At 70.3% G+C, this 12,064-nt stretch carries 9 protein-coding genes and 2 pseudogenes; 5 read left to right on the top strand and 6 right to left on the bottom strand.

What is annotated here, in order from left to right; translation table 11 throughout:
- Positions 1–29 precede the first annotated feature (29 nt).
- Positions 30–1,448 carry a pyridoxal phosphate-dependent decarboxylase family protein gene (locus ACH4U7_RS40485; protein ID WP_398532776.1) on the bottom strand — a complete coding sequence of 473 codons (1,419 nt, stop codon included), beginning with the start codon at positions 1,446–1,448 and terminating at the stop codon, positions 30–32.
- A 48-nt stretch (positions 1,449–1,496) separates the two neighbouring features.
- On the opposite strand from ACH4U7_RS40485, the gene ACH4U7_RS40480 reads away from it, so the two are divergent.
- From ACH4U7_RS40480 to ACH4U7_RS40470, 3 genes are all read left to right on the top strand, one after another.
- Entirely contained in the window at positions 1,497–1,709 is a 213-nt protein-coding gene (locus tag ACH4U7_RS40480) for a hypothetical protein (RefSeq protein WP_398532775.1), read from the top strand.
- Between the two features lie 82 nt (positions 1,710–1,791).
- On the top strand, positions 1,792–3,000 hold the full coding sequence (locus ACH4U7_RS40475) for an AAA family ATPase (RefSeq protein ID WP_398532873.1): 1,209 nt from the start codon (positions 1,792–1,794) through the stop codon (positions 2,998–3,000).
- 19 nt (positions 3,001–3,019) lie between these two features.
- A complete protein-coding gene (locus tag ACH4U7_RS40470; RefSeq protein WP_398532774.1) occupies positions 3,020–4,666 on the top strand; it encodes a VWA domain-containing protein in 1,647 nt (548 codons plus the stop codon).
- Positions 4,667–4,948: 282 nt separating this feature from the next.
- Here ACH4U7_RS40470 and ACH4U7_RS40465 read toward each other — a convergent pair.
- The 3 genes and pseudogenes from ACH4U7_RS40465 to ACH4U7_RS40455 form a co-directional block, all read right to left on the bottom strand.
- A pseudogene (locus ACH4U7_RS40465) lies at positions 4,949–5,371 on the bottom strand (helix-turn-helix domain-containing protein); the annotation flags it as partial.
- Positions 5,289–5,741 (bottom strand): cupin domain-containing protein, encoded by a 453-nt coding sequence (locus tag ACH4U7_RS40460; protein WP_398532773.1) that lies wholly within the window; start codon positions 5,739–5,741, stop codon positions 5,289–5,291. The gene ACH4U7_RS40460 and the pseudogene ACH4U7_RS40465, both read right to left, overlap by 83 nt.
- Positions 5,711–5,941: pseudogene (locus tag ACH4U7_RS40455) on the bottom strand (cupin domain-containing protein); the annotation flags it as partial. The gene ACH4U7_RS40460 and the pseudogene ACH4U7_RS40455, both read right to left, overlap by 31 nt.
- A 108-nt stretch (positions 5,942–6,049) precedes the next feature.
- Here ACH4U7_RS40455 and ACH4U7_RS40450 point away from each other — a divergent pair.
- Together ACH4U7_RS40450 and ACH4U7_RS40445 are read left to right on the top strand one after the other, a co-directional pair.
- The gene (locus ACH4U7_RS40450) at positions 6,050–6,367 is read left to right on the top strand and encodes a pyridoxamine 5'-phosphate oxidase family protein (RefSeq protein WP_398532772.1); all 318 of its coding nucleotides are present in this window, start codon (positions 6,050–6,052) and stop codon (positions 6,365–6,367) included.
- 75 nt (positions 6,368–6,442) lie between these two features.
- A complete protein-coding gene (locus ACH4U7_RS40445) occupies positions 6,443–6,853 on the top strand; it encodes a VOC family protein (RefSeq protein WP_398532771.1) in 411 nt (136 codons plus the stop codon).
- 28 nt (positions 6,854–6,881) lie between these two features.
- Here ACH4U7_RS40445 and ACH4U7_RS40440 read toward each other — a convergent pair whose 3' ends face one another.
- Positions 6,882–8,801, bottom strand: coding sequence for a pentapeptide repeat-containing protein (locus tag ACH4U7_RS40440; protein WP_398532770.1), 1,920 nt, complete (start codon positions 8,799–8,801; stop codon positions 6,882–6,884).
- A gap of 429 nt (positions 8,802–9,230) precedes the next feature.
- Complete coding sequence (locus ACH4U7_RS40435; RefSeq protein WP_398532769.1) at positions 9,231–11,924, bottom strand: Helicase associated domain protein; 2,694 nt, start codon at positions 11,922–11,924, stop codon at positions 9,231–9,233.
- Positions 11,925–12,064 lie beyond the last annotated feature (140 nt).

Here is a 12,064-nt window from a genome sequence, read left to right as displayed (position 1 = left end):
CCGGTGTGGCGTTGTCCGGTGTGGCGGGGTCAGCGGGCCTGGGCCAGCTGCTCGACCCGGTGGTGCAGATGCTCGACGTGGTGTTCGGACTCCGGCTTCATGAGGACGCTGCGGAGGATCCGGGCGCCGTCGGCGTCCGCGGCGATCCTGGGGTGGCGGGCGGTGAACGCCTCACGGCCGGCTCTGAGCGTGCTGAGGAAGACGGGGTCGGGGCTGGACATGCCCTCCGCCAGGATACGCGCCGAGGCCGCGTCGATGCCGGTGAGGGTCGCGGGGGCGACGGCGGGGAAGCAGGTGACGATGTCCAGCTGGGGTGGCTGGTAGAGCTCCAGGAGGTCGGATGCCTCGATCAGGTCCGCCCATGTCAGCGCGGCTCGCCGACCGGCCGCCAGGACCTGGCCGAGGCCGTCGGGGGTGGGCGGGAGGAGCTGGAAGGTGAGCCACAGGGCGGCCGCGGAGGCGCCGGCGCGGGAGCATTCCAGGCTGATCTCGCCGAGGTGGAGCTCGGCGGAGGTGAAGTAGGTGTAGGGCGAGTCGTGGAGGTAGAAGCGGCCCACCTCGGGATCGCGGAAGAGAACGGCGCCGCAGCCGTAGGGCTGGAGCCCGTGCTTGTGCGGGTCGACCACGACCGAGTCGCACCGCGCGATCGCCCGCCAGGGCTCGGGCGGCAGCCCCTCGGGCCCGTCGGCACCGGCCAGCAGCGTGAAGAAGCCGCCGTACGCGGCGTCGATGTGGATCCGGACGCCGTAGCGCTCGGCCAGGGGCAGGGCCTCGTGGACGGGGTCGACGGCGCCCAGTCCGGTGGTGCCGGTCGTGAGGACGACGGTGCCCACCTCCCCGGTGCGGAGTACGTCCTCCAGCGCGTCGAGGTCCATGCGGCCCTGGCTGTCGGTGCGGACGGGATGGCTCGTCACGCCCAGGACGTGGCACATGCGGCCGTGGGTGTAGTGGGCATCCGCGCTGTGGGCGATGCCCCGGCCGGGGTGGAGTTCGCGGGCGACGAAGAGGGCTTCGAGGTTGGCGATCGTGCCGCTGGTGGTGAGGTGGCCGAGCGGAGCGTGGTCGGAGCGAAGGGGGGCACCGCCCGGGCCCGAAGGGCTGCGGAGGAGGGTGTCATAGCCGAACATGGCGGCGAGCCGGGCGATGACTTCGCGCTCCATCGCCGCGGTGGCGGGGCCGCCGTCCAGGGCGTGGTTGTTGGGGTTGATCAGCATGGCGGTGAGGTAGCCGACCACTGCGGCGGGGTGCGGGGGCTTGAGCATCTGGCCCGCGTAGTGCGGATGGAAGAAGGGGTAGTTGTCCTTCAGCCTCCCGGTGAACTCTTCGAAGGCCGACGCGAAGCGGTCGTCGTCCACCTGGAGGGACGGGTGGGGCTGGTAGGGGCCGAAGGTGTCGGCCCAGTCCTGTATCGCGTGGGTGGCTCGGCCGAGCCAGTGCTGCAGATCCACTGATCTCCCTCTCCCTCTCGCTCGCGGGTCTGCACCCCACTCTAGAATTTGGATTTCGGTCTGCTGATCAAGAGCGCCACCCGCCTGGAGCAGCGGATCGACAGCGCGCTACGGCGGGAGTGCGGGATCAGACGGCTCTGCCGTCGGCCCGGCGAGGAGATCTCCCAGCGGCAACTGGCCGACGACCTCACCTTGACCAGCAGCGGCACCACCCGCCTGATCGACCGCATCGACAAGGCACTTCGCGCGGACATCCGGTGAGAACAGTCCAGGTAACCTCTATCACCCTCAGCTCAGGGCCGTCTCGTCAGCCCAACGGGCTTCGGAAGGAACGGAGTTGACTGTGGGCACACAGGACGCGCAGGACGCGCAGGACACGGCCAAGAGGCTGCGGGCGATCAGCGACGAGCTGTCGGACCGTTTCTACGAGCGGGCTGACGTGGTGCGGACGCTGGTGGTGACGCTGTTGGCCGGGCAGCACTCGCTGGTGCTCGGCCCGCCCGGAACGGCGAAGTCCGAGATGGCCCGGGAACTCACGGGCAGGGTCGAGGGCGCGGCCTACTGGGAGATCCTTCTGTCGAAGTTCACCGCGCCGACGCGGATGTTCGGTCCCATCGACGTCGCCGCGCTGGCCCGGGGTGAGTACCGCCAGGTCTACGACGGCCGCGCCACGACCGCGCATGTCGCGTTCATCGACGAGATCTTCAAATGCTCCACGGCGGCGCTGAACGAGACGTTGGGCTACCTCAACGAGCGGATCTACCACCCCGAGAGCGGCGGCGAGCCGATCCGCTGCCCCCTGATCGGGGCCATCACGGCGAGCAACGAACTGCCCGGCGAAGAGGACGCGGCCGCGATCTACGACCGGCTGCTGGTGCGGATCGAGGTCGGGTACCTGGAAGACCCCTCGAACTTCGCCGCGCTGGTCCGCTCCGCAATCAGCCGCCCGGCAGCACCGACACGGACCACGGTCGAGCTGGCCGCGTTGCAGCACGCCGTGACCGAAGCCGTCCCGGCCGTGGACGTTCCCGATGCGATCGTGGATGCGGTGTGTACGCTGCGGGCGGCCCTGCGCCGCAAGGAACTCGTCGCTTCCGACCGCCGCTGGCGGCAGGCGGTGGGCCTGCTCCAGGCGTCCGCGTACCTCGACGGCCGCCCGGCGGTCGCCGAGACCGACCTGTCGGTGCTGACTCACGTGCTGTGGGACTCGCCCGCCGAACGCCCGACCGTCGAGCGCGAGGTGCTGCAACTCGTCAACCCCGACGCCGGGGAGGCGCTCGACCTGGCCGACGCCATCGAGGAACTGGAGGCCCAACTCGACGCCATGGCCGGACAGTCCCGCGAGGCGCTGAGCGAATGGGTCATCAAGAAGGCCCACAACAAGCTTGCCATGGCGGGGAAGCGGCTGGAGAAGCTGCGCGAGGAGGCGGCGAGCGCCGGACGCTCCACCGCCGCCATCGACCGAGTCACCGGCCGCCAGCGCGCCGTCCGCGCCCGCGTCCTCACCGAGGCCCTCGGCATGGACGCGAGCATGGTGCAGGCCCAGCTCTGAACACCGGCGGGACAGGACCATGGACAGGACACCGAGCACGCGGGGCGAGTCGGCGAGCCGGGCCGGGAAGTGGCTGGGCCTGCCCGCCGCCGCTTCCGAGCGGCACACCGCGGCCGTGGTCGCGGACCGGTTCGACCAGATCACATGGCGCGACACCTACGAGCAGTCGGCGGGCCTGCGCGAACTGGCCGAGGAGCTGAACGAGCGATACGACTGCGCCACCGATCTCCTGACCGACGTGTTCCTGGCCGCCTACAAGGTCAGCCCGCGGGTGCGCGAGCGCGCGGCGATGGACCCCTCCAGGCTGGTCAACCACCAGGTCATCACCGCGCTCATGGAGTCACCGGAGTTCGCCGAGCTGCGCCGGGAGACGGCCGGCGACCCCTACGCCGCCGCCATGGCCGTACTCGCCCAGGCCGCCGCGCTGCGCGGAATGCTGGAGCGCTCCCGGCAGGCCCAGGAACAGGCCGAGCGGGCGAAGGCGTCCCAGCAGGACGCCGATGACACGGCGACCGCCGTGAGCGAGGCGCTTCAGCAGCCCGCCGACGAGGCGGGCCGGCCCGACGAGGCAGGCCGGTCCGAAGGGGCCGGCACCGTGCCCGCCCCGGCCGTCGACGCCGTACAACAGGCGATCGAGGCCGCCCAGGCTGCTGCGTCCGCCGCGCGGCGGGCCGCCCAGGACGTCGCGCAGGCTCTCGCGGCGGCGGCCCCCGGTATGCGTGCGGCCGCGCGGAAGGCGGCGGCGAAGGCCGCCGAGGCCGTACGGGAGGAGGCCGCGCTGATGCGGGCATGGGGCGTCGGCCCCGGCGAGCTGGAGCGGATGCCGTTCGACCAGCGCGCCCGGCTCGCCGAGCGGCTGCGCACCGGCCGTCTCGCACAGTGGGCCGAGCTGATCGGCCGCTTCCGGCAGATGGCCGGCGGTGAGCGCGCCCGCAAGGTGGAGAGCGCCCCCGGGGAGCTCGTCGGTGTCACGCTCGGTAATGACCTCTCCCGCGTCATCCCCTCCGAGCTGGCCAACCTCGGCCTGCCTGAACTGCGTGCGGTGTTCGCCGTGCGCTATGCCGCCGGGGAGCTGATGCTCTACGACAGCCAGGGGGAGCAGACCACCGGCCAGGGTGCCATCATCGCGTGCGTGGACACCTCGCACTCCATGTACGAGGCAGGGCCCGGCGGAGTCACCCGGGAGGCGTGGGCCAAGGCGTGCGCCCTGGCGCTGCTGGATCAGGCCCGCCACGCGGGGCGTGACTTCGTCGGCATCCTGTTCTCCGCCGCCGACAAGATCCAGGTCTTCCGCTTCCCGGCGGGCCGGCCCGCCGGCATCGACCGGATCCTCGACTTCGCGGAGACCTTCCTCGGCGGTGGCACCAGCTACCAGGCGCCGCTGACAGCGGCCGGCGCACTGCTGGAGGAGGAGTTCAACGACGCCGCCCGTACGCGCGGCGACATCGTGATGATCACCGACGACGAGTGCGGTGTCACGGAGGAATGGATGCGCGGCTGGAACGACGCCAAGCACCGGTTGGGCTTCCGGGTCTTCGGCGTGGCCATCGGCGCCCCGCGCGCCGCCGAAGCCGGCTCGGTCCTGGAGGCCCTGTGCGACAACCTCCGCTCCATCGAGGACCTCACCGACGTCCACGCCGCCGCCGACCTCTTCCGCGTGATCTGAGGACACCGCGTGGAGTTGGAGTCGCGGCGGACGGCCAGTCGAGAAAGCCGGTCGACAGACGAGTCCGCGGGGCGCTGTGATGGCTCCGACTGCCCGCCGCTGTATGGAGCGGGCCCATCGCAGGAGTCGCTCTTGGCCATCGGGAGAACCGCGGACCCGCGCCCCGCGATCGATGCCGCACTGGCCAGACGCCTGGTCGGCGTTCGAGCCAGCCGGGGTGGTACGGGTTGGAAGGGGCCGCTCGGCCGCCGGGGAGGCGGCGGTCGAGGTTCGCCGGAACTCGCTCGGGTTGACGCCTCGGACCCGTTTGAACGCTGCGCTGAACCCGAACGGGTCGGAGTAACCCACGGCGCGGGCAATGTCCGCGACGGTTGCGGCCTCCCGCTCGACCAGTAGGTCTGCCGCGAGCGTCATGCGCCAGTGGGTGAGGTAGGTCAGCGGCGGTTCGCCGACCAGGTCGGCGAACCGCTTGGCCAGCGTCGAACGCGACACCCCGGTCTGCTCGGCCAGTGCGGCGACCGTCCATGGTGCCGCTGGTTCAGCGTGCAGCAGGCGCAGCGCATGGCCGACCACCGGGTCCCACTGGGCGGCCCACCAGGCCGGGGGCTCGCCGCCGGGCCGGTCAAACCACTCGCGCAGCGTGCAGACCAGCATCCAGTCCAGCAGCCGGTCGAGTACCACCTGCTGGCCCGGCGTGTCGACGGCGACCTCGGCGGCGGGTGGTCCAGTACGGAGCCGTGCCCCCGGTGTCCACGCGCAGCACGACGGGCAGCGCGTCCAGCAGCCGGCGGCTGATCTCGCCGCGCACCGGACAGGCGCCGACGATCAGGGTCGTCGCACCGCGGCCGTCGTCGGCGTCCCCGCCGCGGTCGTTCCAGCCGCGCGGTGCCGGGTCCCGCCCTGCTCGGGTGTCGCGCAGTGCTCGCCGCACGCGATGGGTTCGGCCCGGGTGTCGACCTCGTCGACGAAGGTGAACGTCGCAGGGCCGCGCACGACGACCGTCTCGCGGGCGCGAAGCGGCTCGGGCGGACGGTGCTCCGGCACGATCCAGCCCGCCCCGGTGAGGACGGTGCACAGGGTCAGCGGCGCGCCGTCCACGAAGTGCAGTGCCCTGGGCGGGGACAGGGTCGAGCTGCCGAACAACGAGCCGTGGGCTCGCACCCCGCGGATCAGGTCACTGAACGCGTCCACCTCAGTGAGGTTAGACGAATACGCAGGCGATCCGGCTTCTCGCCTATGGGCTCGTCCGAGTCGGCCGTGTTCAATCGGCGTCATGAGCACCGACGCCAGTTCGCTGACCACCCAGGATCTCGAGTTCCTCCGACGCCCCCTGCACGGGTTTCTGTCCGTGGCCTGGGGCCACTCCCGCCACAGCCCCGGCCAGTGTGGTTCGAGGCCACGGCCGAGGGCACGATCCAACTGTTCACGGCCCCGGACTCGCTCAAAGTGCGTCGCCTGCGCCGCGACCCCCGCGCCTCGATCGTCGTCGCCGCCCCAGTGGGTGAACGCGAGCGCTGGCTGTCGGTCGCCGGCCGCACCACGGTGGAACCTGACGGAGCACACGACCTGTGCGCCCGCCTGGCCGCCCGCTACTGGGACCTCGACGACCCGGCCCGAGCCGACGACCTCGCCGGGATCCTGGCCGCAGACCAGGTTCGTCTTGTCATCCACCCGGAGACCGTGAGTCGCTATGTGTATTGACCTCCGCGAGGACTTATTCAGGTGCGCTGCCCGTACTCTTCTCACCACAGAGCAGCCCCAACAGGAGACGACAGGATGTCGGCCAACGCCACCGCGCATGTGCGCATCGCCCGCCCGTCACATGATCTACAAGCGGCGGAGAGGTTCTGGGTCTCCGGCCTCGGCCTCGACGTCCTGTACCGGCATGTGTCGGATGGCACCCCCGGTGACCATTCGCTCCTGATGGTCGGCTGGCCGCAGGCCGCCTGGCACCTCGAACTCACCCGCGACCCCCACGCCCCGGTGGCCCCGCGGCCGACGCCCGAGGACCTTTTGGTGATCTATCTCGGCGAACCGGTGCCGGATTCCCTGGTCGAGAGGCTCGAACGACACGGCGGCAAGCGAGTACCGGCGCACAACCCCTACTGGGACACCTGGGGCGTGACCATTCAGGACCCGGATGGCTACTTGCTGGTGCTGTCCACCCGCTCTTGGTCCAACTCGTGACGGCCTGAGCGGGCTTGGGCGGGCCGGGTCAGCGTTTGATGCGGCCGCGGACGGCGAGGGCGCCGAGGGCGATGAGGGTGGGTTCGAGGAGGCGGGAGACCATCTCGATGTAGGTGCCGGCGGAGGTGAGGTTCTGTCCGGAGGAGCGGAAGATCACCGAGTTCACGGCAGCACGGGTGGCTTTCTCCGCGCGGGCCCAGGTCATGCGCTGTGACCATGTGCCGTGCAGCGCGGCGGGGTCGGGGGTGCTGGTGCTGAGGCTGATCCGGTTGCCGTGGAGGGTTCCGGTGGTGGCGGGGTCGGGGTCATGGGTGGGCAGGCCGACGCCCATGAGGAGCAGTACGGTCAGCGACATCGCGGCGAACAGCCAGGTGAAGGCGCGGGAGGCGCGCAGTCCGTAGCCGGACAGCAGCCAGTAACCCCACAGAATGCGGCGTTCGCCCTTCGGGGTGGCGGTGTCGTCGTGGCGGCGCATCTCGCATTCGCCGTAGTAGAAGTCGGCGGCGCCGGGTTCGTTCTTGCCGTCTTCGAGGGCTTTGCGGAGTTGCCGGTAGAGGGCGGCGACGTCCTGGGGCTTGGGGGTGGAGCCGCGGGCGTGCTGCGGGCGCGGATGCCACTTGCGGGGGTCGTCTCGGGCGGTGATCGCTGGGCGGCAGTGGTGTTCCTCGGCCAGGGTGCGTCGGCGTGTCCACCGCGTCGGGCGGATTCCGCGGCGGTGCCAGCCGGTGGGCGTGGGCGCGAAGACGGTGTGGCCTTCCAGATGGATCTGGTCGAGGTGGAAGGCCCCGAAGAACAGGCAGTCGGTCAGGTCGGTATCGATCAGTACCAGATGGGCGGCATCCACCCCCTGTACCGAGGTCACCCGCACCCCGTCGCAGTCGCCGCCGTGTGGCAGCAAACTCTCTTCCACGGCGTCATCCCCGGCAGTGAAACAGGTGGGGTGCGCCGTGACCGCCACCGGCGCCGACAGCACCGCATCCTCGAAGTCTGCCGTGGCGTAGCGCAGGCGCACCGTCGCCGTCGACTCCCACCGCGTCCGCTTGCAGAGCACCTCACGCGCCGCGACCTCCAGCGTCACCGGGTCCTCGAACACGGCCCTGGACAGGTCCACCACTCCCGCGCACACGAATGGCCCTAACTCCGAAGCCACCACGAACCGCGCCCTGCCGAACCCGGCGCCGCTGGAGAACTGCGCCCCGCCGAATTCGGTGTCGCCGCAGAACTGTGCCTCGTCGAACCCTGCGTGGCCGGAGAACTGTGCCCTGCGGAACCGGGCACGGCCGGAGAACTGCGCCCCGCCGAATACGGCGCCGCCGGAGAACTGCGCCCCGTCGAATCCGGCGTTGCCGGAGAACCGCGCTGAGCCGAACCGGATGTGGCCGGAGAACTGCGCCCCGTCGAATACGGCGCCGCCGGAGAACCGCGCCTCATCGAATTCGGCGTTGTCGTAGAACTCTGCCCTGCCGAATTCGGCGTTGCCGGTGAACTGCACCATGCGGAAACCGGCGTAGACGGAGAACTTCGCCCTGTGAAACTGGGCGTTTCCGGAGAACTGCGCACCATGGAATATGGCGTTCCCGGTGAACTGCGCCTCGTTGAATTCCGCGTTGCCGGAGAACTGTGCCTTATCGAATTCGGCATTGCCGGTGAACCGCGCCTCACTGAACTTGGCAGTGCCCATCTGGGGTTTTCTTGTGATGGGGTCGCTGAGCGCCCTCAGAAGCTGTCGAAGCAGGTCTTCGGTGAAAGGGGTGCCGCGGTGGTCGGTGTCGGCGCCGGGGGCGAGTCCCACCAGGTAGGCGTCGCGGTCCGTATAGGACAGGTGGGCAAGGCATGCGGTGTGGCCGGGCACGCGGCTGCCGCGGCAGCCGACGGGATCGACCGCAGCGTCTGCGCCGTGTGCGCAGTACGGCCAAGACGGCGCTATGTGGTCCGGGGGTGTGCTCATGGCGTGGCGGCTCCGCTGTCATGTGCCGGTTCCGGGTCTCGTGCAGGCAGGACGGGCGGTGGGGTCGGTGAGTTCTTCCCGCGGTGGAAGGGTTGTACCCCGGGTAAGGGCTCTCATCGGTGTCGCGGCGGTGGTGGCTCTTCGATACGGCGGGTCCGGCACACGTCCATGGGGCAAGCGTGTGTGGGCCATGTCGGCGGTGCCCCCGCGAGGCTCCTGTGCGCGCCCGAGGGATTGGGCACGCCGATGTCGGTTGCCGCATCGCAGGGCAGGGGAGGGGTGAGCGGTGGACAACGCGTTGTCCACGGACAGCCGGGCTGTCCGGGCGGCGTCCTCGCTGGCCGAGATGGGCCGCACAGCCATCGTCAACTGGCGCGCCGAACCGCCGCGCGAGCCGCCACCGTTACCTTCACAGGCGGGCCGACGACATCAAGACGTCCCGTATGCCCACTCAATTCCCAGCTCCACGAGCACGGCACGCTGCACGTCCGTGAGCTTGTCGCGGCGGCTCTTGGTGTTGCTCATGAACACCCCCAGCTTCACGATCACCGGCGCGGCCTCGCCTTCCACCGTGATCTCCTCGGCGTGGGCCCTGGGTACGTGGTGGTGGCCCTCGCGGGCGATGTACTGCGCGAGGGCCTCAACACCTCGTTGGAAGGCCGCTGACACCTTCCCGCTGCCCTTCGCCGCCGGAGCCGGGGTGGGCCGCTCAGCGGGCGTCACGCCCAGTTCGGACAGCCGCCGCTGCTGTTCCGCTGCCAGCTCCGCCCAGCCACGGCGCTGCTTGGCCAGCCATTTACCGATGTCATCGCCCTCGAAGAAGACACCTGGTTCGATCTTGGGCAGGATGCCGTCGGCGTCGACCAGGTCGGCGAGCACGCGGTAGTGCCGCTGCCAGTTCAGCGGCCACGTACAGTCCCAGTCGGAGTCGATCGCCGTGAGTTGCTTCGCCCGCTGCTCGGCCCGCTCGGAGTCCTTGCCCAGGCCGCCTTTCCGCCTCAGGTTGGCCATGTGCTGCCCGATCGGCACCGGCTCCCCGCTCTCCCCTTCGCCCCAGACGGCGTCCTGGCGGGGCGCCAGGTGGCCGTGCGCGCGCCGGTAGGAGCGAAGTGCGGCCAGCTTGGTCTCCCACGCCTCCTCCCCGGGCTCCCACACCATCCCCTCCTCGTCCAGCTGCTCCTTGCGGTGTGCCTCGAGTTCGCCGCCGCGGTGGGCGCGCCGCTGCTGGTGCACCCACCGGCCCAGCGGAAAGGTGGTCACGCCAAGCTGGACCTCGGTGTCGTACGGCACCGCGTGGAGCCCGGTGATGTTGTTCTCTGCCCGCCAGCTGCGGAGGGCCTGGTAGCCCTGGAGCCATACGGTGCTGTCGGGCCGGATGATGCGGGTGCGTACGAAGGCGGCGATCGTGGCGGGGTCGCGCGGCGCGGCGAAGTTCAGCAGCGCTGACTCGAGCGCGGACTCGTGGTGCTCCTCCTCGCCCTCTTCTTCCACGTTCTTGCCGCCGGCATCGATGATCCGGCCCTTGGCATCGCGTTTCACGTGCGTGCGTCGGCCGGATTCACGCTGCCGGGTCAGGGCGCGGGAGGCGAGCTGTTCGACGAGGCTTTCGTCGTGCGAGCGCAAGCCTTGAAGGATGTCGACGAGAGGCTGGTAGCTGGCAGAGGCGAGCATGTCAGCCGGGTCTTCGCCAGGTTGAAGGAAGATCGGCACGATGATGCGGGCCACCTTGGTGGTGCCGTCCGTGTTGGGGCGCAGTGCCCTGCCGATGTTCTGGACGATCTCGACCTGGGAGGTGCGGGTGTCGGCGAAGCAGATCGCTTCCACGCCGCGCTCGCCGGTGATGTCGACACCCTCGCCGAGGACCCGTACCGAGGCGAGGAAGGCCCGGTGCACCCGGCGCCCCTTGTCGTCGATGCCGTTGGCGAACTGCCGGATCACCTCTCGCCGCTCACTGACGAGGTGGTCGCCGCACAGCCACGCCGCCCACACCCGATCCACGGGGACGTGCCGGAAAGGCTCCAGCTCACCGGCGCTCGCCCCGATCGGGGAAGCCGGACGCCCGGCCGCCTCCGTCACCGCGGATGCCGACACCTCAGATGTGTGCAGATCGGCCGCGGTCTCAGGAAGCTTGGCCGCGAAGGCTTCGGCTTCCTCCACGCGCTGGTGAAAGGTCATCACTGTCTTGATGTTGTGCGCGGCGGCGTGCTCCAGGAGCGCGGCCTGGAGCAGAGCCAGGCGCCGGCCCCGCCGCGCCTCGTCGGACAGACCCACGAAGAAGTCCGGGTCCTCGATCTCCAGCACATCGATCTCAAAGCCGGCAAGGATCCCTTTCTCGATCGCTTCTGACAGCCCGAGCTCGAAAATCCACTCGCCGTAGCTGCCCGCGGAGTCGCTGTGCATCGACGCGATCTCCAGCTCCCGACCGTCCTTGCCCTTCAGCGGGCGTGGCGAGGCGAGGATGCGCGGGGTCGCGGTCAGGTACAGCCGAAAGTCGATGGGGAGGCGGGTGTTGTCGTGGATGGCGGCCCAGGGTCGGCCGATGTCTCCGGCGGTGCCATGAGCTTCGTCCACGACCGCGAAGTCGAACGGCTCCATGGTCTGGCCGTACAGCCGCTCTCCGCCTGCCAGTGCGGCCTCCAGCGGCCCACGTACCTTCGCCGTCGGGGCGTCCGGGGCGTCCGGGGCGTCCGGGGCGTCCGGGGCGTCCGGGTCTTCCCGGTCGACGAGGGAGGCGTAGGTGGCGAGGACGACGACCGGCCCCTTCCCGGCCCACAGTGCGAGCCGGATCGGGTTCGTGGTCGTCCGTACCCCCAGCCGCCCCAGGACCTCGTCCTTCTCCAGCGAGCACACCGCGACCATCGGCCCGTCGTGGCCGACCCGGCGCCACTCCTGCGCGGTCTGCACCAGCAGATCCAGCGTGGGCACCATGACAAGGATCCGGCCGCCCCGGAAACAGTCCAGCGCGGCGGAAGCAGCCGTGATCGTCTTCCCGGACCCGGTCGCGGACACCACCGTGGCCCGCGCTCCTTGAGCAGGTACGGATGACCGCGCCGGGAAACCAACCCACCTGCGGATACGCGATTTCGCGTCCACCTGATGTTCGCGAAGCCGAACCACAGGCATTGTGCGACCTCTCCCATCGACTTCTTCCCAAGCGGACGTATTCCGGCCGGTGCGGCTGGCAGCCGTCGGCCCCGCAACCTACCACATATGTGAAATCAACGAGCGAACAACATGCGATCGACGTGCGTATTGATTGCATG

Source organism: Streptomyces sp. NPDC020845, assembly GCF_044334165.1.
In the GTDB taxonomy this organism is placed as follows: Bacteria; Actinomycetota; Actinomycetes; order Streptomycetales; family Streptomycetaceae; genus Streptomyces.
This window is presented reverse-complemented; position numbering and strand designations above follow the sequence as displayed.